24 protein-coding genes and 1 rRNA gene are annotated in these 21,556 nt (G+C 68.7%); 21 read left to right on the forward strand and 4 right to left on the reverse strand.

Translation table 11 applies throughout. The features are described from left to right. The 7 genes from rrf to LB310_RS14985 all read left to right on the forward strand — a co-directional run. Positions 1–108, forward strand: a 5S ribosomal RNA gene (gene rrf / locus LB310_RS14955); the annotation flags it as partial. A gap of 167 nt (positions 109–275) precedes the next feature. Continuing rightward, entirely contained in the window at positions 276–560 is a 285-nt protein-coding gene (locus LB310_RS14960; RefSeq protein ID WP_162457467.1) for a type II toxin-antitoxin system RelB/DinJ family antitoxin, read from the forward strand. Further along, the gene (locus tag LB310_RS14965; RefSeq protein ID WP_087192172.1) at positions 553–984 is read left to right on the forward strand and encodes a PIN domain-containing protein; all 432 of its coding nucleotides are present in this window, start codon (positions 553–555) and stop codon (positions 982–984) included. The genes LB310_RS14960 and LB310_RS14965 overlap by 8 nt, the downstream gene beginning before the upstream one ends. 107 nt (positions 985–1,091) lie before the next feature. Then, positions 1,092–2,531 (forward strand): DUF512 domain-containing protein, encoded by a 1,440-nt coding sequence (locus tag LB310_RS14970; RefSeq protein ID WP_301155322.1) that lies wholly within the window; start codon positions 1,092–1,094, stop codon positions 2,529–2,531. A 9-nt stretch (positions 2,532–2,540) separates the two neighbouring features. Beyond that, on the forward strand, positions 2,541–3,857 hold the full coding sequence (gene der, locus LB310_RS14975) for a ribosome biogenesis GTPase Der (RefSeq protein WP_087192170.1): 1,317 nt from the start codon (positions 2,541–2,543) through the stop codon (positions 3,855–3,857). 8 nt (positions 3,858–3,865) lie between these two features. Beyond that, a complete protein-coding gene (plsY, locus tag LB310_RS14980) occupies positions 3,866–4,525 on the forward strand; it encodes a glycerol-3-phosphate 1-O-acyltransferase PlsY (protein WP_087192169.1) in 660 nt (219 codons plus the stop codon). A gap of 7 nt (positions 4,526–4,532) precedes the next feature. Beyond that, on the forward strand, positions 4,533–5,534 hold the full coding sequence (locus LB310_RS14985; RefSeq protein WP_278805409.1) for an NAD(P)H-dependent glycerol-3-phosphate dehydrogenase: 1,002 nt from the start codon (positions 4,533–4,535) through the stop codon (positions 5,532–5,534). Between the two features lie 113 nt (positions 5,535–5,647). Here the strand turns inward: LB310_RS14985 and LB310_RS14990 are convergent, their stop codons facing one another. After that, positions 5,648–6,472 carry a class I SAM-dependent methyltransferase gene (locus LB310_RS14990; RefSeq protein WP_301155323.1) on the reverse strand — a complete coding sequence of 275 codons (825 nt, stop codon included), beginning with the start codon at positions 6,470–6,472 and terminating at the stop codon, positions 5,648–5,650. A gap of 461 nt (positions 6,473–6,933) precedes the next feature. Between LB310_RS14990 and LB310_RS14995 the strand changes: the two genes are divergently transcribed. The 3 genes from LB310_RS14995 to LB310_RS15005 all read left to right on the forward strand — a co-directional run bounded on the left by LB310_RS14995 (position 6,934) and on the right by LB310_RS15005 (position 8,513). Then, entirely contained in the window at positions 6,934–7,326 is a 393-nt protein-coding gene (locus LB310_RS14995; protein ID WP_087192166.1) for a demethoxyubiquinone hydroxylase family protein, read from the forward strand. 269 nt (positions 7,327–7,595) lie between these two features. Further along, complete coding sequence (locus LB310_RS15000; protein WP_278805411.1) at positions 7,596–8,045, forward strand: hypothetical protein; 450 nt, start codon at positions 7,596–7,598, stop codon at positions 8,043–8,045. Between the two features lie 27 nt (positions 8,046–8,072). Continuing rightward, on the forward strand, positions 8,073–8,513 hold the full coding sequence (locus tag LB310_RS15005; RefSeq protein ID WP_087192164.1) for a DUF3887 domain-containing protein: 441 nt from the start codon (positions 8,073–8,075) through the stop codon (positions 8,511–8,513). A gap of 9 nt (positions 8,514–8,522) precedes the next feature. Here LB310_RS15005 and LB310_RS15010 read toward each other — a convergent pair whose 3' ends face one another. Both LB310_RS15010 and LB310_RS15015 read right to left on the reverse strand, forming a co-directional pair. Then, entirely contained in the window at positions 8,523–10,568 is a 2,046-nt protein-coding gene (locus LB310_RS15010; RefSeq protein ID WP_278805412.1) for an NAD(P)H-hydrate epimerase, read from the reverse strand. Positions 10,569–10,784: 216 nt separating this feature from the next. Then, entirely contained in the window at positions 10,785–11,297 is a 513-nt protein-coding gene (locus LB310_RS15015; RefSeq protein ID WP_087192162.1) for a methylated-DNA--[protein]-cysteine S-methyltransferase, read from the reverse strand. A 301-nt stretch (positions 11,298–11,598) separates the two neighbouring features. On the opposite strand from LB310_RS15015, the gene LB310_RS15020 reads away from it, so the two are divergent. From LB310_RS15020 to queD, 10 genes are all read left to right on the forward strand, one after another. Continuing rightward, positions 11,599–12,555: a helix-turn-helix transcriptional regulator gene (locus tag LB310_RS15020; RefSeq protein WP_301155324.1), complete on the forward strand. Its 957-nt coding sequence runs from the start codon at positions 11,599–11,601 to the stop codon at positions 12,553–12,555. Between the two features lie 101 nt (positions 12,556–12,656). Continuing rightward, entirely contained in the window at positions 12,657–13,412 is a 756-nt protein-coding gene (locus tag LB310_RS15025) for an ABC transporter ATP-binding protein (RefSeq protein WP_301155325.1), read from the forward strand. After that, the gene (locus tag LB310_RS15030; protein ID WP_301155326.1) at positions 13,409–14,740 is read left to right on the forward strand and encodes an FtsX-like permease family protein; all 1,332 of its coding nucleotides are present in this window, start codon (positions 13,409–13,411) and stop codon (positions 14,738–14,740) included. Before LB310_RS15025 ends, LB310_RS15030 begins: the two co-directional genes overlap by 4 nt. A 7-nt stretch (positions 14,741–14,747) precedes the next feature. Next, the gene (locus LB310_RS15035) at positions 14,748–15,419 is read left to right on the forward strand and encodes a putative ABC transporter permease (RefSeq protein ID WP_301155327.1); all 672 of its coding nucleotides are present in this window, start codon (positions 14,748–14,750) and stop codon (positions 15,417–15,419) included. 234 nt (positions 15,420–15,653) lie between these two features. Next, positions 15,654–16,361 (forward strand): ribulose-phosphate 3-epimerase, encoded by a 708-nt coding sequence (gene rpe / locus LB310_RS15040; protein WP_301155328.1) that lies wholly within the window; start codon positions 15,654–15,656, stop codon positions 16,359–16,361. A 5-nt stretch (positions 16,362–16,366) separates the two neighbouring features. Further along, on the forward strand, positions 16,367–17,572 hold the full coding sequence (locus tag LB310_RS15045) for a cysteine desulfurase family protein (RefSeq protein WP_301155329.1): 1,206 nt from the start codon (positions 16,367–16,369) through the stop codon (positions 17,570–17,572). Positions 17,573–17,577: 5 nt separating this feature from the next. Then, positions 17,578–18,393, forward strand: coding sequence for a histidinol-phosphatase HisJ family protein (locus LB310_RS15050; RefSeq protein WP_087192156.1), 816 nt, complete (start codon positions 17,578–17,580; stop codon positions 18,391–18,393). A gap of 40 nt (positions 18,394–18,433) precedes the next feature. Next, positions 18,434–19,330 carry a Nif3-like dinuclear metal center hexameric protein gene (locus LB310_RS15055; RefSeq protein WP_301155330.1) on the forward strand — a complete coding sequence of 299 codons (897 nt, stop codon included), beginning with the start codon at positions 18,434–18,436 and terminating at the stop codon, positions 19,328–19,330. A gap of 50 nt (positions 19,331–19,380) precedes the next feature. Beyond that, entirely contained in the window at positions 19,381–20,100 is a 720-nt protein-coding gene (locus LB310_RS15060; protein ID WP_301155331.1) for a zinc ribbon domain-containing protein, read from the forward strand. A gap of 14 nt (positions 20,101–20,114) precedes the next feature. Continuing rightward, on the forward strand, positions 20,115–20,606 hold the full coding sequence (queD, locus tag LB310_RS15065) for a 6-carboxytetrahydropterin synthase QueD (RefSeq protein WP_278805420.1): 492 nt from the start codon (positions 20,115–20,117) through the stop codon (positions 20,604–20,606). 117 nt (positions 20,607–20,723) lie between these two features. On the opposite strand, the gene rpmB is transcribed toward queD, so the two are convergent. Continuing rightward, positions 20,724–20,915 (reverse strand): 50S ribosomal protein L28, encoded by a 192-nt coding sequence (gene rpmB, locus LB310_RS15070; protein ID WP_041240000.1) that lies wholly within the window; start codon positions 20,913–20,915, stop codon positions 20,724–20,726. 228 nt (positions 20,916–21,143) lie between these two features. Between rpmB and LB310_RS15075 the strand changes: the two genes are divergently transcribed. Continuing rightward, positions 21,144–21,491 carry an Asp23/Gls24 family envelope stress response protein gene (locus LB310_RS15075; RefSeq protein WP_015538882.1) on the forward strand — a complete coding sequence of 116 codons (348 nt, stop codon included), beginning with the start codon at positions 21,144–21,146 and terminating at the stop codon, positions 21,489–21,491. The last annotated feature ends 65 nt before the right edge of the window (positions 21,492–21,556 follow it).

Below are 21,556 nucleotides of genomic sequence, written 5' to 3' on the forward strand. Positions count from 1 at the left end.
ACCATGGAGGCGGGGATCACCCGATCCCATTCCGAACTCGGAAGTTAAGCCCGCCATCGCCGAAAGTACTGCGGAGTCAGTCCGTGGGAGGATAGGGCGTCGCGCTCGCGGAGGATGCTTTTGTCTTCTGCAGGCCCCCGGACCGACACGGCCCGGGGGCCTGCTGCGCGTTGGGGGGTCCTAGGGGGATGCCCGGTTGCTTGGCAACCTGTTGCTTCGATTGTTGCATTACGGTAATGCATATGCTAAGATGCATGGGACGGCGAAGGAGGAGCATGCAGGCGACGCTCAACATACGTATCGATGAGACGCTCAAGGAGCGCGGCGACCGTGTGCTGCGCGACAACGGAGTGAGCACCTCGACGGCAGTGCGATCCTTGTGGGCGCATATGGCGAGCACAAGGGAGCTCCCTGATTTTCTTCGCGCTGAAATCGATCGCCAGGATGGACGCGATCGAAAGAAAGCCGCCCTCAAGGCGTTTGCAGGCATCGCGGAGGGAGCGTGCTCGAACATGACGGACGCGGAGATGCACGCGATGTATAGAAGCCGATATGAATAGCGTGCTCGTGGATACGAACGTGTGGGTGGATATCGCGCTCAAGCGGCCGGACTTCTTCGAGGACTCGCTCGGCTCCGTTATGGCGTGCGTCGAGGAGGGCGCGCAGATATTCGTTGTGGGCACGTCGGTGAAAGACGTGTTCTATTGGGCAGAGAGGTCGGCCGGTGCCGAGGCGGGCTATCGAGCCCTGAGCATGCTGTTCGACATCGCCGACGTGGCAGTTGTAGACGGTCCGGTGTGCAAGAATGCGGTTTCGCTCGAACGTCCCGATTACGAGGACGGGATCATCTCCGCGTGCGCTCGGGCTGAGCAGGTGGAAGTCATCGTCTCGCGCGACGAGGCGGCGTTCAAAGACGCCTGCGCGCCCAAGTTCACGCCGCGCGAGCTGCTCTCGCACCTCGGATACGAGATGGTCGACTTTTGATTGTATTGACGAAAGACGTGGCTGTATTTTTGCATGGCGCCGGGTTTGGATTGAGTTTCAATGAGGCATAATGCGGAGAATCTCCTCGATAGAGCGAAGGCCCTTTCATGAGCACCTATCCCTCCAAGGACATTGAACGCGCAGCATGCACGGCGGCCGGTGAGGACGTACCACCGCGGGCGCTCGTGCGAGCGGTTGCGCCCCTAAGCCCCGCCGACGATGCGGGGTTCGAGCCGGGCTGCTCCGTGACCAGCGTGGACGGGCGTCCCGTGCGCGACCTTATCGACTGGCGGTGGCTCGCATCAGACGATGTGATCGAGCTCGGCTACATCGACCTCGACGGCGAGGCGGGCGTCGTGGAGCTCGAGCGCGAGCCCGGCGAGGACTGGGGCCTCGAGTTCGAGGGCGTCGTGTTCGACGGCGTCAAGCAGTGCCGCAACGCCTGCACGTTCTGCTTCATGCGCCAGCTGCCGGGCGACGTGCGGCCCTCGCTCACGCTGCGCGACGACGACTTCCGCCTGAGCTTCCTCTCGGGCACGTTCGTCACGTTCACGAACCTCTCGGCCGCCGACGAGGCGCGCATCCTCGAGCAGCGCATCTCGCCTTTGCGCGTGTCGCTGCACGCCTCGAACCCCGAGGTGCGCCGCCGCATCATCGGCCGCCACGCGGCCCACGGGCTGGACGCGCTCGACCGGCTGCTGGCCGCGGGCATCGAGTTCCACGCGCAGATCGTGCTCATGCCCGACGAGAACGACGGCGACGTGCTGGCCGAGACGCTCGAGTGGGCCTACGCGCGGCCGGGCGTTCTGGACGTGTGCATCGTGCCGCTTGGGTTCACGAAGCACCAGACCCGCTTCAGCCGCAGCTTCAACGACCCGGCCGCCGCCCGCGCGGCGATGGAGCGCATCGTGCCCTTCCAAGAGCGCGCGCTCGCCGAGCGCGGCACGATGTGGGCCTTCGCGGCCGACGAGTTCTACCACAATGCCTACGGCCCTGCGCTGCTGGAGAACCTGCCACCGGCGGAGCACTACGGCGACTTCGGCATGTTCGAGGACGGCGTGGGCATCATCCGCTCGTTCGTGGACGACTGGGGGCAGGCCGCAGCCGCGGGTCTGCCCGCGCGCGCTGCGGACGCGCTGCGTGCGGCCGGGATACGGGCGCGCTATGTGGTCGGCTGCGCCACGCGGCACTTCCTGGGGCCGCTCGTGGCGGCGAGCCCCCTCGCCGGCGTGCTCGGACCCCTCTACGTGAAAAACGAGTTCTTCGGCGGCAACGTCGACGTGACGGGGCTCCTCTGCGGCTGCGACATAGTGGCGGCCGTGCGCGGGGCCGCGCGCCAGGACGACGAAACGCGCACCCTGTTCCTCCTGCCGCGCGTCATATTCAACGACGATTCGGTGACGCTCGATGACATGAGTTTGGAGGATATGGAAAAGGACGCGGGCGCTCCCCTTGCCGTGGTATCCTGTAACGCGTCCGATTTCCTGCGGGAGATCGTCGACTTGGCCGGGCGCGAGAGCCCGGCCCCTGACCGAACCAACCTGTGAGGTGCCATCATGCCCCTGCCACTCGTCGCGGTGGTCGGACGGCCGAACGTCGGCAAGTCCACCTTCGTGAACCGCATAGCCCAGGCCGACGAGGCCATCGTCCACGAGATGCGCGGCGTCACGCGCGACCGCTCGTACCATGAGGCCGACTGGAACGGCGTCGAGTTCAAGCTCGTCGACACCGGCGGTATCGAGATGGGCGACGACGACGCCTTCCAAGGCTCCATCCGCGCGCAGGCCATCGCCGGCGCGAACGAGGCCGACGTCGTCATATTCATCGTGGACGGCAAGACCGGCATCAACGCCGACGACGAGGCCGTCGCCCGCATCCTCCGCAAGGCGGGCAAGCCGGTGTTCTTGGTGGTGAACAAGATGGACACCCCGAACCGCACCGACGAGCTGTGGGAGTTCTACCAGCTGGGGGTGGGCGATCCCTGGCCGGTGTCCTCCACGCACGGCCACGGCACGGGAGACCTGCTCGACGCCGTGGTGGATGAGCTGCGCCGCGCGGAGGTGCCCGCCGACGAGGAGGAAGAGCCCTCCATCAACGTCGCCATCATCGGCCGTCCGAACGCCGGCAAGTCGTCGCTCACGAACAAGATGACGAAGGGCGACCGCTCCATCGTGTCCGACGTTGCGGGCACCACGCGCGACGCCATCGACACGGCCGTCGAGCACGACGGCACCCTCTATACCATCGTTGACACGGCGGGCCTGCGCCGCAAGAGCCAGATCGACCAGGACGTGGAGTACTACGGCTTCGTGCGCGCCATGCGCGCCATCGACCGCGCCGACGTGGCGCTGCTCGTCATAGACTCCACGCTCGGCCTGACCGACCAGGACCAGCGCGTGGCGGGCTATGCGGCCGAGCGCGGCTGCGCCATGGTCATCGTGCTGAACAAGTGGGACCTGGTGGAGGGCCCAGAGGCCAAGGCCGACATACGCGAGCGCATTGCCGATCGCATGACGTTCGTGGGCTATGCGCCGGTCGTGGCCATCTCGGCCCTCACGGGCAAGAAGGTCGACCGCATCTGGGAGGCCATCGACAAGGCGTACGAGAACTTCAGCCAGACCATCCCCACGAACAAGCTGAACACGTGGCTCTCGGGCATCCGCGAGACGGGGCACACGGTGAGCAACGGCAAGGCCGTGCTGCGCATGAAGTACGTGACGCAGACGGGCACGTGCCCGCCGTACTTCACGTTCTTCGTGAACCGGCCCGACCTGGTCACGGACAACTACGAGCGCTTTTTGGAGAATCGCCTGCGCGAGGGGTTCGACCTCGTGGGCACGCCGGTGAAGCTGAAGTTCAAGAAGAAGGACTAAGGGGTACGATGCAGGATCTGCTGGTTGCGGCCGCGCTGTTCGTCGCGGCATTCCTCCTGGGCTCCGTCCCGTGGGGCCTCATCATCTCGAAGGTGTTCTACCATACCGATTTGCGCGAGCATGGCTCGGGCAACATCGGCACCACGAACGCCATCCGCACGATGGGCAAGGTGGGCGGCTACGCCGTGTTCGTGCTCGACTTCGGCAAGGGCCTGCTCTCGGGCGTGCTGGCCTGGTGGTTCAGCTGGCAGTTCCTGCCGGGCGGGGGGCTGGTGCCCGGCGCGCTCGTCAGCTACGACACCATGCTCGCCGTAGCGTTCCTCGGCTGCGTGTGGGGGCATATCTTCAGCCCCTGGCTGGGCTTCAAGGGCGGCAAGGGCATCGCGGTGGCCGTGGGCTGCCTGTTCGTCACGTTCGGCTGGGTGGGCGCCTGCCTGGAACTGCTCATATTCATCGTGCTGGTGGTGGCCACGAAGCGCGTGTCCATCGGCTCGATAGCTGCGGCGCTATCCTGCCCGTTCTTCTCGCTGTACTACTTCTGGGGCGACTGGATCGCCGTCGCCCTGTGCACGCTGGCGGGGCTGACGGTGGTGTGGGCGCACCGTGGGAACATCAAGCGATTGCGCGACGGCACCGAGAGCAGGATAGGCGACAAGAAGAAAGCGTAGGCGCAGGATGAAGATCGCGGTTATCGGGGCGGGGTCATGGGGAACGGCGCTGGCGCAGGTGCTGGCCGGCAACGGGCACGACGTGGGGCTGTGGGCGCGCAAGCCCGAAGTGGCGGCGGCGATCAACGCCGACCACCGCAACCCGCGCTACCTGAGCGATGTCACGCTGTCCGGGCGCATCGCGGCCGCTTCCGCGTATGAGGACGTGCTGGAGGGCGCCAGCGCCGCCGTGATCGTCACGCCTTCGAGCATCATGCGCGACGTGGCGGACCGGCTGGCCGGCCTCGTGGGCGAAGACTTTCCGGCGATAGTCTGCTCGAAGGGCGTCGAGGAGGGCAGCGGCCTTCTGCCGGTGGAGGTGTTCGAGGCGGAGATGGGCAACGCGGCTCGCCTGGCCGTTCTCTCCGGCCCTAACTTCGCAGCCGAGGTGATACGCGGCATCCCGTCGGGCACCGTGGTAGCCAGCCCCGACGCGGGGACGGCGGCATTCTTCCAGGAGCTGTTCGCCTCCGAGACCTTCCGCACGTACGCGAGCGACGACGTGGTAGGCGTGGAGCTGTGCGCCGCCTTCAAGAACGTCATCGCCATCGCGGTGGGCGTGTCCTACGGAATGGGGTTCGGCGACAACACCGCCGCCATGCTCATGACACGCGGGATCGCCGAGATGAGCCGCCTCGTTGTGCGCTGCGGCGGCCAGGCGCTCACCTGCATGGGGCTGGCGGGCACGGGCGACCTCGTGGCCACCTGCACCTCCGAGCACTCGCGCAACCGCCGCTTCGGCAGGCTTTTGGCCGAGGGCGACACGCTCGAGGGGTTCACGGAGCGCACGCACATGGTGGTGGAGGGCGCGCTGGCCTGCCGGACGCTCAAGACCCTGGCCGACGCAACCGGTGTGGAGCTGCCCATCACCGATGTCGTGCGCAGCGTGGTGTGGGAGGGCGCCGATCCTCGCGACGTGGCCAAGACGCTCACGAGCCGGCCCCTCACCACCGAGTTCTACGGGCTCTAGGGTTCCGTCGGCCTGCCGGCCGACGGAACGCAGCCATCGCCGCGATCTCGGGCCCCACGGCCGGCCTCGCTGACTTGCTACGTCAACCAGGGAGTTCGAGAGTCGTCGGGTCTTTACGAGCCAAGAACGCTCAACTGGGCCATGCCGCCGGCGCCGCGGACGGAGCGGACCTTGCGGGCGGTGAAGCGCAGCCGGCGGTAGTCGGCGACCCAGCAGCCGGCCCCATCATCCCAGAGGTCGTCCTCGCAGGCCTGCTCCAGATCGTCGAGGATGGCGGCGCGCTCGTCCTCGCGGTACAGGTTTAGGCTCTTCGCGAAGAATTGCTCGGCGAACCGGCGCAGGCCCTCCCTCCCGTCGGGGAGCGGGGTGGGGCGGTCGAACGCCTCCATCAGCTCGACCTCGAAGCCGGCGATGCCCAGCAGGCGGCGGTATGCCCCCTCCCTTGGGAAGCAGAACCGTCCCGAGTAATCGCCGCTGTGCTTGCGCAGGGCTTGGGTGTAGCCCTCCTCGATGCGCGCGATGTTGCCGTGGGCGCCCATCTCGGCCACGAGCAGGCCGCCGTCGTCGAGCACGCCCGCCACGCTCTTGAGGAGCGCCACCTGGTCGGGCACCCAGTGGAACACGGCGTTGGAGAACACCACGTCGAATGCGCCCTCGAACGGCAAGGCGCAGGCATCGGCCTCGACGAGGGTGGCGTCGGGATGGCCGCCGCGCGCCTTCTCCAGCATCTCGGGCGAGGAGTCGATGCCGGTGACGGGGCCGATCTCGGCGAGCGCGTCCAGGTGCGCCCCCGTGCCGCAGCCCACGTCGAGGATGCGCAGGCGCTCCGCACCCTCGCCGCGCCGGGCGGCCTCGTCGCACACGAGCTGCACGAGCGCCGTGCCGTACGCCCCCACGTAGCCGTGCTGCCCGTCGTAGAGTTCCGCATCCCATTCCATGTTCGTCCCGCCCCTCTCGATTCGGTTGCATTGCCGTCAAGTATAGCGCAGGCGGGGCGGTTTCCTTGCCTCGTGCAGCTGGGGGCATTCTCCTGGGCGCGGGGCTCGCGGTGGGCGCGAGGTTTACCAGCCGGTTGCATGCCGCCTCCTTTTCGAGGCGGCGCGGCGTGCGCCGCCTGCCCCTCGAGCGTGCCTCGCACCTTGCGGAAGGGGCGCGCCCTGCGCTGCACGCCGTACTGCCCGGGCAGGGCATGCGGGATCCCCGTCCCTGCTCCGCCTTTTCTATGAGCGCGAGGGTGCGCTTTATCTAACGGGGCGGTGACAACGCGATGACCGGGGGCTTACCGTCGGGGGAATCGCGTTGCGGGACGTGCCGTGGTGGCTTAAGGTACCTCTTGTCCGAAACGACGACCCCCTCCGCTCCGGAAACGGCAGCGGACCGCATCGAGAAGGAGCACGCCATGCCCGAGCTAGCAAACCCGTTCGTCGCGAACGTTCCGCGCACGATGACGAAGCAGGAGCTCGTGCAGGCTGTGCGCGTGGAGCTGACCGGCGAGCTGGAGGCCCAGATGCTCTACGAGGCGCATGCGGCGGCCACCGATGACGAGGTGGCGCGCAAGGTGTTCCTGGACATCGCCGACGAGGAGAAGGAGCACATGGGTGAGCTGCTCGCACTGCTCCAGTACCTCGACCCGGCCGAGGCCGGGCACCTGGCGGAAGGCGTGGGCGAAGTTGAGGGCATGATGGCCGAGCTGGGCATCGACAAAAGCGTGGCCGACGATCTCATGGGATCGTCCATACGCAACGACACCGGCACCCAAGAGGAGCTGGAGTCGGGCAGGAACAGCAAGTAGAAGACAACCTATTCGAGTGACCCGTCGTCTCGTCTCTCGTGTGAACCCCCCTCTCTCTCAAACCTTCGACGGGCACGTGAAGCATGCGCACCTTCCCCTTCTCCTCAGTGCGTACTGCATGGCCCTCCTCCGGACCCCCCATCCGGAGGAGGGTCTTTTTGCGCAGACGGGATGCGTTTCTGATATCCTTTGGGAATGATCGGGCGGAGAACGCAGATAGCGGGAATGGCCGGGGTTTCCGGCTGGGCTCGGAGGGAGAGGGATGCTCCATGAGGAAAAGGCTTCTGATTGTCGCCTTGCTGGCAGCCGTGACGCTGATGTTCGGCCTGGCGGGCTGCGGCTCGGGGGATACGGAGGGCCGGGAGGCCCAGGAGGCCCAGGAGGATGTCGAGGGGCTGCCGGCGTGGGCGGACGAGGCCGCCGTCACCGCGCAGGCGCGCGACGCGATAGACCTGTTCGTTGCGGGTGACTACGAGGGCTTGGCGTCGCTGTTCGGCGATCCTGCGCCGGCTGCCTCGGATTTCGAGAAGGCTGCCCGGGCGGCCGAGGACGTCGGCGGCTTCGAATCGTACGGCGACGTGTCCTTCGCGCACTACGACGGGGGCGCGGACGGCATGGCGGCCATCGTGGTCCAGCAGGCGCATTGCGAGAACGACGACCTGGTCTACTCCGTCGGCATCGCCGAGGACGGCAGGCTCGTCGGATTCCGCCTCAGCTAGGTGCCTTGTCGTGGAAGGAGCGACTTTATGAAGAAGAGGATGCTGGCAGCGGCAGCGCTCATGGCTGCGCTGGCCGTGCTGTGCTTGGCGGGCTGCGGGTCGAGCGCCTCGGACGAGAACTACCGGGAGGGGCTGCCGGCGTGGGCGGACGAGGCTGCCGTCACCGAGCAGGCGCGCGAGATCATCGAGCTGGTGAATGCGCGCGATTTCGACGAGGTGGCTGCCCGTTGGGACGACGGGAACGCGACCGCCGAGAAGCTGGAGCAAGGCCTGGGCGGCGCCCTCGACCAGTTCGGCTCGTTCGAGGGCTTCGCAGACGTGAGGTACGGCCAGAGCGAGCCAGGCGGCCGGTCGGCCGCCACCGTCGTCCAGCGCGCCGATTACGAGAACCAGAAAGCCCAGTTCAATGTGAGCTTCTACGAAGACGGCTCCCTGGCTGGGCTCTACGTGTACAAGGTGGAGGGCTAGGCGCGGCCGCTAGGCCCCCGCATCGGCTCCCGCCCCGTCGCCGGCCGCCCTGCGGCGCAGCTCGTCCCGCAGGGCGGGTACGTCCGTGCCGAGCTTCGCCAGCTTCACGGCGCCGGTCCAGGGCGCGGCGGCAGGCTCTACCAAGCCGGGTTTGAACGCGAGCATGGTCACGGTCAGGTCGGCGGCGAACGTCGGCCGTGCCGCGGTGCCGGTTTGGGCCGCAAGGCCGCTCGGCACGTCCACGGCCACGGCGAAGGGCGCCCCCTTCGCCTTCGCGGGCAGCGAGCGCCGGGGCCGTTCGTGCTCCCCGCGCTCGTGCGTGCGCTTGCGGTGGCGGCCGCGTCCCTTGCCACGCGCGCCCTCGAAGCGACGGCGGTTGGCAGCGCGTATCCAGCTTGCATACGGCTCGCGAACCTCGTCGCCGCTGAAGCCGGTGCCCAAGAGCGCGTCCACCACGGCCTCGGCCCGGTCGACGGCATCTGCCAGCACGTCGGCGTCGGGCGCGATGAGCACCGAGAGCGGCAGGTCGCGCGCCGCCGCGTCGGAGAACGCCGCGAGCGCCGTTGTGCGCGCCGGCTCGGCATGCAGGCGCTCGGCCAAATCGGGCGCCACGAGCGTCACGGGGTAACCCGCCTCGGCCAGCGAGCGGGCGCACACCCAGCCGTCGCCGCCGTTGTTTCCCGAACCGGCGAGCACCACGACGGGGGAGGGGTCGGGCACCCAGGCGCGCACCTCGTCGGCAACGGCGGCTCCCGCGTGCTCCATGAGCGTGGCGAGCGGCGTGCCGTCCTCGGCGATGCGGCGCTCGAGAGCGGCCACCTCGGCCACGTCCATCACGGCCCGGCGCTCCCGTGCGACCTCGACGCCGGCCACGGTCATGACCCGCGTGTTCGACAGCACGCCGTTGAGCATGACGAACGGACGCTTCAGCGCCGCCGCGCGCACGGCGCGCACGCCGAGCGACACGGCCCAGGCGGCCATGAACGCGAGCCAGATCCAGATGATGCCCGCTTGGTGTCGTGCTGCGAATGCCGCGAGCGCACCCATCTCGCCCATTCGGTCCGTGTCCAGGCCCACGATGCCCGACAACAGGGCGAACGGCACCCAGGCGAACAGGAGCAGCAGGCCGTAGCGCGCCGCAGGTTGGTACCAACGCGCCGGCGAGGCGTCGGGGCGCACGATGCGCAGCTTCAACAGCTTTTGACCGAGCGTCTGTCCGCGGGTGAGCGCCGGCACGATAGCGAAGAGCACGGCGAGCGAGGCCAGCTCTATGCCCCACACCGCCGCGTCCCAGCTACCGCCTGCGGCCTCGACGGCAGCCTGCGCTCCCAGCATCCTGAAAACGCTGGCGAAGAGACCGGCCGCCGCCTGGGACGCTAGCATATCGACCAGAAACGACAACGCGCGCCGGGTGACGCTGGCGCGCAGCCCCTCCTCGCGCGCCTCCATGTTCACGAGCCGCATGTCGGGCAGCACGCGCATCGCGGGCCCCACCGCCCAGAAGCCCACCATGGCGCCGAGCGTGTTCAGCATGAGGTCGTCCACGTCGAACAGGCGGTACGGGTGCACGTAAAGGCCCCACAAGCCCGTGATCTGCGAGGTTTCGTAGAACAGCGTGGTGGCGAACCCGATGAGCAGCGTCTGCCACCACGTGCGCCTGAAGTAGTAGCGCAGGTACATTCCCAGGGGCACCAGCAGCAGCACGTTGAAGAGGGCCTCGTAGACGTTGGGGTTGCGCAGCAGGCCCGGCCAGGTGGAGGGGTCCGCGAGCGAGGCCGTGGAGCTGTCCGCGATGAGCTGGACGAAGTGGAACGGCACGAGCTGCGGGTGCGCCGCATAGGGCACCACGGCCGAGCGGTTCTCCGGCAGCGGCAGGATGACCATGTAATAGGCCACGAGCATATAGAACACGAACGAGTACACGACGAGCGTGCGCAGCCAGGGGATGGAGCCGAACTTGCGGTACTGGTAGACCATATAGGGCAGCGTGATGGCGAAGGCGATCAGCGGGAAGGTCACAAGGCCGAACACGATGTTGCCGGTGTAGACGCTCATGGAACAGGTTCTCCTTGGGGGTCGGGTGCGCAGGGGCCGTGCGCGGGGCGTGTCCGCACGGCGCACGTGACGATTATAGGCGATGGCGTGCGGGCCGCCCCCCGCGCCATCGCCTCGACGCTTCGGCTGCGCGGCTTCTCTGCACCGCGACCCGGCTCATGCGGTTCTGAACGGTCCTCCGCCTGGGAGCGGGCGTCGGGCCCCGCGTCCTCCCCCTCAGGCGCGCGCCGTCGGCTCCTTCGCCTGCGCCTCGGCCCGTAGGGTGCGTCGTTCCAGGTCCAGCAGGTACGCCTTGGCCTTCGCGTCGTCGCCGTGCCCCGAGGGGGCCCCGTTTGCGCCGATCACGCGGTGGCTGGGCACGATGACGGGCAGCGGGTTCTTGTTGCAGGCGCTGCCCACGGCCCGGCACGAGCGAGGGCTGCCGATGGCTGCCGCTAGGTCGCTGTAGGAGCGCGCCTCGCCGTAGGGCACCTCGCGCAGGGCCTCCCACACGCGTCGCTGGAACTCCGTGCCGGCGGGGGCGAGCGGCAGGTCGAACGCGCGACGCTTGCCGGCGAGGTATTCCTGCAACTGGTTGGCGGCGCGGTTCGTGAGCTCGGTGGCGAGCTTGCGGCCCTCCAGCTCGCGCTCGCCGAACGCGAGGGCCGTGAGCGCCCGCCCGTCCGAGGCGATGGTCACGTGCCCGAGCGGCGTGCGGTAGGCGAAGTAGGTGGGGGCGGGGCCGGTCATGGCGCACCTTCTCTCGGTCGTGGACGGTCTCCATTATAATGCGCGCGCGGTCCTCGCGGCGCGCCGGTGGTCCCTTCTGCATCAAGGCGTCACCTTCGGGGGGCGTGCGGCAACAGGACGCGCTCCCTCCCGCGTCCGCACGGCGGGAAATTTCCGTAGCTGCGGTATACTTGGCCTTGACCTGCGTTTCGATACCGGAAGTTGTCAGGGGCGCCGCAAAAAAGAAGCCGCAAGTTGGTTGAGCGGGCACCGGGGCGCCTGCATGATAGGTTCATCGATCGCACGAACGAAGGACGGGTCTATGAGCTTTCGCGACAACATGCAACATCTGCGCGCCACGCGCAACATGACGCAGGAGCAGCTTGCCATGCTGCTAGGCGTCAGCCGCCAATCGGTGTCGAAATGGGAGGCCGAGCGCGCGTACCCGGAAATGGACAAGCTGCTGCGCATGTGCGCCCTGTTCGAATGCACGCTCGACGAGCTGGTGTGCGGCGACCTGACCGCGCGCCCGGCCGCCGAGGCGGCCAGCGTGCCGGCGGGGAAGCCGCAGGACGTGACCGGCTACGACCAGGCCATGCGCACGTTCGCGTGGAAGCTCCCGCTCGGCATCGCCGTCATCATCCTGGGCGCCGCGCTGGCGCTGCTGCTGTCCGATCCCGCGCTCATGCCGATGCTTGAGGTGCGGAACTTCGCAACCGTGCTCGTGTTCGTCGGCGCGGCCGCCGGGCTCGCGCTCGTCCTTCCCGCGTCGTTCGAGCGCAGCGCGTTCCGCAAGGCGCACCCCTTCGTCGACGACTTCTACACGGCCGACCAGAAAATCCAAGCCCGAACGACCCTTTCGACGGGCCTCGTGGCGGGCATCGCCCTCGTCTTGGCGGGGATGGCTGCGACCATCGTGCTGCAAGCGGACGTGTGGCTCGCAAGCGCGGTGTTCTTCGCCTGCGCCGCGGCTGGCGTGTTCGTCATCGTGCGCAGCTGCCTGCTGGGCTCGCGCTGCAACCTCGCGCGCTACAACCGCAGATCGCTCGGAGGCGTGAGCGAGGAGCAGATCGAGGCCATGGACGACGACCTCGCCGAGCGCGCCCGCCGTGCGAAGCGCGAGAGCGGCACCTACGCTGCCGTCATGTGCGTGGCGACGGCGGTCGGCCTCGTGCTGGCGTTCACGCCCGCGGCGGCCTTCTTCCTGCTGGCGTGGCCCGTCGGCGGCATCGTGTGCGCCGCGATCAAGGCGTTCCGTTCCTCGCGGAGCAGCCGCTAAGGCGTCTCGCACGCCATTCCAAACCGCTCGTTCATATGGTTCAACCCAAGGCGAAGGCTCCTTCGCCCTGGTCGATGATGCCAAAATCCAAAGGAGAACGCATGAATGCTGTAGGAGAGCGCACGCGTGCCACCGTAGTAGCACGCGAGGTCAGGAAATCGTTCAGCGCGGGGAGGGGGAGCAGGCGGCGGGTCGTCGACGTGCTGCGCGGCGTCAGCCTGCGCGTCGAGCCCGGCGAGATGGTCGGCATCGTGGGGCCCAGCGGCTCGGGGAAGTCGACGCTGCTGTACTGCCTGTCGGGGCTGGAATCGGCCGACGCCGGCTCCATAGAGGTGATGGGCCGGCAGGTCGTGCGCGCAAGCCGCACCGCGCTGTTCAAGACGCGTCGCGACCACGTGGGCTTCATCTTCCAGTCGTACAACCTCGTGCCCTCGCTGAGCGCGGGGGAGAACGTGTCGCTGCCCGCGCGCCTTGCGGGCCGTCCGCTCACGACGGAGCAGACGGCCGCCGTGCTCGCAAGCGTGGGGCTGGAAGGACGCGCGAGGAGCCGGCCCGCGGATATGTCGGGCGGCGAGCAGCAGCGCGTGGCCATCGCCCGCGCGCTCGCGGGCGGGGCCGACGTGATCTTCGCCGACGAGCCCACCGGCGCGCTGGACTCGCGCAACGGCCGCGAGGTGCTGGGCATGCTGCGTGGCATCGCCGACGACCCGCAGCACTCGGTGGTGATGGTGACCCACGACCTGGAGGCTGCTTCGCTGGCCGACCGCGTCCTCGTGCTGAAGGACGGCCGGGTGCTGCGTGAGCTGGGACGCTCCGCCCCGGCGGAGATCCTCGAGGCGCTGGAGGCGGCACGATGATCCGGCTTGTGCTCTGCGACCTGCGCGACCATGCCGCCACGTGGACGGGCGCGTTTCTGGTGGCCGTGGCCTGCGGCTTCATCGGCGGCTTCGCGGCGTCGCTGATGGCCACGGCGAGAACGTACCCGAACACGGAATCGCTCGCGGCATCGGTGCTCGTGTTCTCCTCGGTCGCGGCGGTGGCGGTGCTCGTGTCGGCGGCGGGCCTGACGGTCGCGGCGCAGCGTCGAAGCTACGCGCTCTGGCAGTTGGCGAACGTGGGTCCGCGCCGGGTGACCGCGGCGGTGCTAGCGCAGCTGGCCGTGGTAGCGATGCTGGGCGCGGTGGCCGGCACGCTCATCGAGGCCGTCTCGTTCGCCCCATTGTTCCCGCTCGTGTTCAGCTCGCCCCAGTACCAGCCTATCGACCACGTGGTTCCCGACGCAGGGCTGCCGTTCATGCCCGCGGTGTGGCTTGCGGTGGCGTGCGTGTTCCTCGTCGGGGGTTCGAAGGGAGCCCGCAGCGCGGGGAGGACGCCGCCTCTCGACGCGCTGCGCGAACCGGAGCCGGCGCGGAAGGGCATGACGTGGCTGCGCGTCCTGCTGTTCGCGGGGTTGGCTTTCGGCACAGGGCAGTTTGCCGCCTCCCTGCTCGGGAAAGACCTGGACGCTTTGGGCAATTCGCTGTTCCTTCCGCTCTTCATGGCGGCCACGCTCGTTCCGGTGGCTCCCGTGGTCTTCTCCTCCCTGCTGGGGGTTTGGACCTCGCTCGTTCCGCAGGGTCGCTCGTGCGCCTGGTGCCTGGCGCGGCACACCGCGCGCTTCGGCCTTTTGGCCAGCACGTCGGTGGAGACGCCCATAATGGTGGGGTTCGGGCTGGTGGCCGGGATCTTTTCGCTTAGCAGCTCATTGACGGCCGTCATACGGCAGCAGGGCTCGACCCTCAACGCTTCGCTCGACTTCACCTCGGCCATCCTGCTGCTCGGCGGCCCCATCCTCCTGTGCGCCGTGGGCGCGGCAGTGAGCGTGGTCATGTCGTCGAAGACGCGCACTCGCGACGTGGCCCTGCTCGTCGCGAGCGGCGCACGGCCGGGAACGCTGCTGGGGGCCGCCGTGTGCGAGGCGCTCATCCACGCCGTCACCGCCACGTTCGTGGGGGCTGCGGTCGTGGTTGCGTCCAATGCCGTTATCGCCTGCGCGGTGGGACTGCCCCTGTTCGCGAACCTCGCGTTCGGCGAGGGGCTCGTCGTCTCGTTCGCAGGATTCGCCCTCGTCTTGGCAGCGACCCTCGTACCTACGTGCGCTGCTCTCGGCCGAGCGCCTGCAGCCGTGCTGGCGGCGGGGGAGTGAGGCTCTCGTGTCTCCCTCCGGACAGCCGGTCGAGGCGGGAGCGCGGGCGAAGCTGTCCCGGCGCATACGGGCGGTCTCGGGGATTCTCGGTTCTCCGGGACGGTGCGGCTGCGGCCGGAGAGGGCCTTGGGCGTTCTGGCGGGACCTTGCCATCTACTTCTGCGTGTTCAGCGTGGCGGGGCACTGGATGGAGATCGGCTATTGCACGCTCATCCGCTTCGGGCTCATCCCCGGCACCTATGACCCGGGCTCCCAGATATGGTCGGATTGGCTCTACCCGTTCTGCGTGTACGGCTTCGGCGCTGTAGCCTGCGTGCTCGTGCTGTTCCCCGTCAAGAACCGCCTTGAGCGGCATTTCGGGGGCCGTGTCGCGCCGCTGTTCGCGAGCTTCGCCACGAACACGCTCGCGTGCACGCTCATCGAGCTGGCCATGGGCCTCGTGCTGAACCGGCCCGGTCCCGACGGCATGCTGCCGCTGTGGGACTACAGCGACATGTTCTGCAACTTCATGGGCCAGGTGTGCCTGCAGAACGCCCTCGCGTTCGGTGCGGCAGCCACGCTCATGACCTGGGTCGTCCACCCGAAGCTTGCCGCTTTTCTACGGCAGGTGCCCGAAGGTGCCTTGAACCTCGTGTCCGCCGGCATGGGGGCCGGTTTCTGCCTCTTGCTTCTGCCATAGCCTTGCGTCGCGCCGCCGGCACTGCCCGTCGGCGGCGCGGGCGACCAGGGAGACACGCAATCGCCGATTCCTTGCAGGAGGTAATGCCGGTGCGCTCGGTCCTTCCAGGTGCTAGCCGTGCCGCCCACGTGTGGTTTTCTTCGCGTACCCCCTGCCGGGCATGCGGTGGCGCGGGGCGTTGCGCTAGAATGGGGACGGTCAAAGAGCCTGCAACGCCCGGATAAGGAGTTCCTCATGTTCGAACCGGTGAAGATCGCACCGTCCATCCTGTCGGCCGACTTCATGAACCTCGGGCGCGACATCGCCCTCATCGAGGAGGCGGGCGCGGGATACGTGCACGTCGACGTCATGGACGGGCACTTCGTGCCGAACCTCACCATGGGCGTGCCGATAGTGAAGCAGTTGAAGAAGGCCACGTCGCTGCCGCTCGACGTGCATCTTATGATAGACAACCCGTTGGAGCAGCTGCCATGGTTCCTCGATGCGGGCGCCGACCTTGTCACCGTGCATGCCGAGGTCCTGGACGCCGACGGGCTCGCCCGTGCCGTGGCCTCCATCCATGCGGCCGGGGCCAAGGCGGCCGTCAGCCTCAAGCCGCGCACGGCGCCCGGCGTGCTGGCGCCCGTCATCTCCGACGTGGACATGGTGCTGGTCATGAGCGTGGAGCCTGGTTTCTCCGGGCAGAGCTACATCGAAAGAAGCGAGGACAAGGTGGCCCGCGTGGCCGCGCTCGCACGCTCCGTGGGCGCCTCGCCGCTCATCCAAGTGGACGGCGGCATCGGCGAAGCCACGGCGCCGCTCGTGGCCGGGGCCGGGGCCGACGTGCTCGTGTGCGGCAACGCCGTGTTCGCCGCCGAGGATCCCGCACGCGCCCTCGCCGAGGTCGCCGCGGCGGCCGAGGAAGCGCGCCTGGCCGCGCTCGCGGCACGGAAGGAGGCGTAGGCGGCATGCCTTCCTTCGACGCGAACGACTACGTCTACCTGGACTGGGCCGCCACGGCGCCGCTGTGCGAGGAGGCCGCCCGGGCCATGGCGCCCTACCAGGTGCCGGGCCGCGCCAACCTGGCCGTGGGGGGCAACGCGAACTCGCTGCACGCCCCCGGCCGCACCGCATTCGCCGCCCTTGAGGACGCGCGCCGCTCGCTCGCCCGCGACCTGGGCGCCTCGCGGCCCGACGAGATCGTGCTCATGTCGGGTGCCACCGAGGCCGACGATGCGGCGCTGCTCGGCATTGCCCGCGCGGCCGCCGCCGAGCGCCGCCGCCGCGGCGGCGACTTCGTGCCGCATGTCGTGACCACGGCCGTGGAGCACGACGCCGTGCTCGCCCCCGCCAGGCGCCTCGAGGCCGAGGGCTTCCGCGTGACGCGCCTGGCGCCGAATCGCCAGGGCTTCGTGGAGCCGGCCGCGCTCGAGGCCGTGCTGGACGAGGACGCCGTGCTCGTGAGCGTGCAGGCCGCGAACAGCGAGGTGGGGAGCATCCAGCCCATCGCGGCGCTGGCCCGCGCCGCGCACGGCGTGGGCGCGCTCTTCCACACCGATGCCGTGCAGGCGCTCGGGAAGGCGCCCGTGGACGTGGGGGCGTGGGGCGTGGACGCCGCGTCGTTCTCGGCCCACAAGGTGGGCGGCCCCAAGGGCGTGGGCGCGCTGTACCTGAGGGCTCGCACCCCCTTCGAGCCGCAGGCGATCGGCGGCGGCCAGGAGTCGGGGCGCCGCAGCGGCACGCAGAACGTGGCCGGCGCCGCGGGCTTCGCCGCTGCGGTCCACGCGGCGTGCGGCCTGCAGGAGCGGGAGGCGGCGCGCCTGAGCGCGCTGCGCGACCGGCTCTATGCGGGATTGGCCGCCCACGACGCCGTGGAGGCCACGGTGGACGTGGCTCCGGGCAGCGTGGAATTCCTGCCGAACATCGTGCACGTGCTCGTGCGCGGGCTGGAGAGCGAGACGCTCATCCTGCGCTTCGACCTGCGCGGGTTCGGCGTGTCGGGCGGATCGGCCTGCTCGTCGCACTCGCTCGCGCCCAGCCACGTGCTGCATGCGCTCGGTATCGACGACGACCGCGCGCACGGGGCGCTGCGCATATCGATGGGGCGCGGCACGGCCGAGGAGGACGTCGATGCCTTCCTCGGGGCCGTAGCCGGCGTATTGGATTGGAGCTAGGGAACATGGAGCTGGTGACCACGCACACGCACACCTCGTTCTGCGGGCACGGCGAGGGCACGGTGGAGGAGCTCGCAACCGCGGCCGAGGCGGCCGGCGTCACGACCCTCGCCGTGACGGAGCACTACCCGCTCTCGAAGGCGTTCGACCCGCGGGACTACCTGTCCATGCCGGCCGCGCGCATGGAGGAGTACCTGGCGGCGATCGGCGAGGCGCGCGAGCGGCACCCGGGCCTCGAGATCATCGCGGGCTGCGAGCTGGACTGGCTCGGAGCCGACGACGACCGCACCATCGCGGCCGACGACCTGGCCCCGTTCCAGCTCGTGCTGGGCTCGGTGCATTTCGTGGACGCCTGGCCCTTCGACGATCCCTCGCAGCGCGGCCGCTGGGACGAGCCGGGCGCGCCCGACGCCATCTGGCGCCGCTACTTCGAGCTGTGGTGCGACGCCGTGTCCTCGGACGTGCCGTTCCACGTGATGTCGCATCCCGACCTGGCCAAGAAGTTCGCCTACTACCCGACCTTCGACGTGGCGCCGCTCTACGAGCAGGCCGCCGAGGCGTGCGCGGCCGCGGGGCGCATGGTGGAGGTGAACACGTCGGGGTCGTACTACGCCTGCAAGGAGATGTTCCCCGCGCCGGCGCTCCTGCGCCAGTTCTGCCGCGCGGGCGTGCCGTGCACCGTGGGCACCGACGCGCACCGTCCCGACCATGTGGCGCGCGACGTGGAGGCGGCCTACCGCCTGATGTACGAATGCGGTTATCGAACGGTAACGGTTCCCACCGCCACGGGCGACCGGCGCGAGATCGACCTCATACTGTGAAGCAAATGGTCGGCGACGTGCGGGAAGGAAGATGATCGACATGGCTGGATCGAAGAAGGACAAGGTGCAGAAGGGCCTCGCCCAGCGGGCTTCGGGGCCGCTCTCGAGGCAGACGTCCACCGTGACCGTGGGCGCGCTGGAGCGCGCGCTGCTCAAGGAGTTCCCGGCGGCCGACGCCGAGGCGTGGGACCGCACCGGCATGACGGTGGGCGACCCGGCGCGCCTCGTGGAGGGCGTGGCCGTGGCGCTCGACCCCACGGTGGACGCCATGGAGGAGGCCGCTTCGATGGGGGCGAACGTGCTCGTGACGCACCATCCCGCCTTTTTGCAGCCGCCCGACTCGTTCTCGCCGGCCTCCTCGGTGGCGGCGAACCCCGGGGCGCTCGTATGGGCCGCCGTGGCGCGCGGCGTGGCGCTGCTGTCGTACCACACGGCGCTCGACGTGAGCGCGCAGGCCCAGCGTGTGCTGCCCGGCATGCTGAACCTGCAGTTCCGCAGCGTGGAGGTGCCGCTGGCCTCCTCGAAGCGCAAGGGCTACGGCCAGCGCTGCACCGTGAGGGCGGGCGACGGGCCGCTCACGCTCGGGCAGCTGGCCGCACGCTGCACCTCGGTGTTCGCGCGCCAGCCGCGCGTGTGGGGCGACTTCTCCCGCGAGCTGGAGCGCGTGGTGACCACGACGGGCTCGGCGGGCGACGTGGCGGCCACGGCGCTGCACGACCAGGTGGACTGCCTGGTGTGCGGCGAGATAAAGTACCATGAGGCCCTGGCGCTCTCCCAGGCGGGGCTGACCATCGTGGAGCTGGGGCACGATACGAGCGAGCTGCCGCTGGCGGCCGTGCTGGCCGCGGCCGTGGAGGGCGCGGGGGTGCCCGGCGAGCTCATCACCATCATCGACCAGGGAGACAACTGGTCGTATCCGGAGACGACGCGCGTCTAGGCGCGTCGGGGGATTAGGCGCGCGAGCGCCGAACGAAGAGAAGGAAGCACATGCAAGCAACGACCGACGACCTGACCAACTTGCTGCGGATGCAGCAGATCGACCTCGACCTGATGAAGGCGAAGAAGAAGCTCGAGGAGCTGCCCCAGCGCGCGACCATCCTTGCGGCGCGCCAGAAGAAGCGCACCATCGAGCAGAAGCGCGAGCAGGTGGCCGAGATGCGCGCCAGGGCCGAGGGCATGGCCGCGAAGCTCGAGGCCGAAGATGCCGAGCTGGCCGAGAAGCAGCGCCGGGTGCAGGAGGCCATCGACGGATCGCTCGGCAACTACCGCAACGTGGAGGCGCACACCAAGGAGCTCAACGGCTTCGCGAAGCGCCGCAACGCGCTGGAGGTGGAGCTCACGCGCCTGGGCGAGGAGCTGGCGAAGATCGAGGGCGTGCAGAGCCAGGTGTCCCAAGCGCTCGCCGAGGTCGATAAGCAGGAGGCCGCCGCCATCGTGTCGTTCCAGCGGGAGGGCGGCGCGCTGCAGGCCGAGATCGTGCGCATGAGCGCCGATCGCGAGGGCATGTCCGCCGAGCTGTCCCCCGAGCTGCGCGATACCTACAACCGCACGGCTTCCCGCACGGGCGGCGTGGCCGTGGGCCTTCTTACCGAGGGGCGCTGCGGCGTGTGCCGCACCGTCATCGACGGCGGCCGCCTCATCGACCTGAAGGCGGAGGCGCCGCTCGGCACGTGCCCGCACTGCAAGCGCCTGCTGGTGGTCATGTGATGGAGGGGCCGACGGTGGAAGGCGGAGTCGTGGAGCCCGACCGGGATACGGCGCAGGAAACCTGCGCCGTGCAGAGAAATGCCCCCTACGACGGCCCTGGCAAGCTTTCGGGCAGCATGCACCTGCACGTGGGCGGGGGCCACTACGAGCTCACGGTGAAGGACCATTTCGACGCGGCCCATGCGCTGCCGGGCTACGATGGCCCCTGCCAGTATCTCCATGGACATACCTGGGAGGTGGAGGCGACCATCGCGGGGCAGCATCTCGACGAGGTGGGCATGCTCTACGACTTCAAGGACGTCAAGCGCGACCTGCATGGCGTGCTGGAGAACTTCGACCACCGCTGCCTGAACGACGTGCCGCCCTTCGACGAGATCAACCCCACGGCCGAGCACCTGGCCCGTGTGGTGTTCTACGAGCTGGAGAAGACGTTTCCCGCGCATATCTCGCTTGTGGAAGTGGCCGTCTGGGAGAGCCCGGCAGCGAAGGTGGTCTACCGGCCGTAGGATGGGCCCCTCTTCAGCCGCCCCCCGGGAGGGGGCGGCTGAAGGCGAGGAAAAGGCGTCCAACGCAAAAAAGCCCGCGGTTGCGGGCTTTCGCTTGCAGGGCGGGAGACGAACCGGTTAGGCGCGCTCGACCTTGCCGGCCTTCATGCAGCTCGTGCACACGTTGGCCTTGCGGACGCGGCCTTCCTTGTCCTTGATGGTGATCTTCTGAATGTTCGGACGGAACACGCGGTTCGTCACGCGGTGCGAGTGGCTGACGTTGCGTCCCGCAACCGGATGCTTACCGCAAACTTCGCAAACTTTAGACATCGTTATCACTCCAGGTTCGTCTTGTTTCCGCACGGCTAAAATACCGTTGATGACAAAAAAGCCTTCATACTATAGCACATAAAACGAATGCCTTACAAGAATTTTTCGTGTAGTATGGACGGCGCCCAGAACAGGCCCGACGCACAGCGTTTCGCCCATGCGGTATACTTCGTCCATAGCCTGCGTACGTCCGCGCGGATTCGCGCCCGCGCTTCGAAAGGAAGAGCCATGAGCACTGTGATACCCGGCAACCTGCACGTTGCCAACGACGTCTTGGCCGACATGGTCGGCAACGCTGCGCTCGAATGCTACGGCGTCGTCGGCATGGCCGCCCCGTCCGCGGCCGACGGCATCGCGAAGATCCTGCCCACGTCCCGGCTGCGCCGCGGCGTTGTGGTCACCACGACCGATGCCGGCGTCCACGTGGAGCTCTACGTGGTCATAGAGTACGGCACGAACATCAACACCGTGTCGCAGAACCTCGTGGACCAGGTGACGTTCGCCCTGAAAGAGTACGCCCGCGTGCCCATCGACGGCGTCGAGGTGCACGTCCAGGGCGTCAAGGTGCGCAAGTAGCCGCGCGAAGAGAAGCGTATAGAGACGAGCCCCGCGCCTGCGGGCGGCCCGCCCCGAGGCGGCCG

Origin of the sequence: Gordonibacter sp. RACS_AR49 (genome assembly GCF_030418435.1) — a bacterium.
GTDB lineage: Bacteria > Actinomycetota > Coriobacteriia > Coriobacteriales > Eggerthellaceae > Gordonibacter > Gordonibacter urolithinfaciens.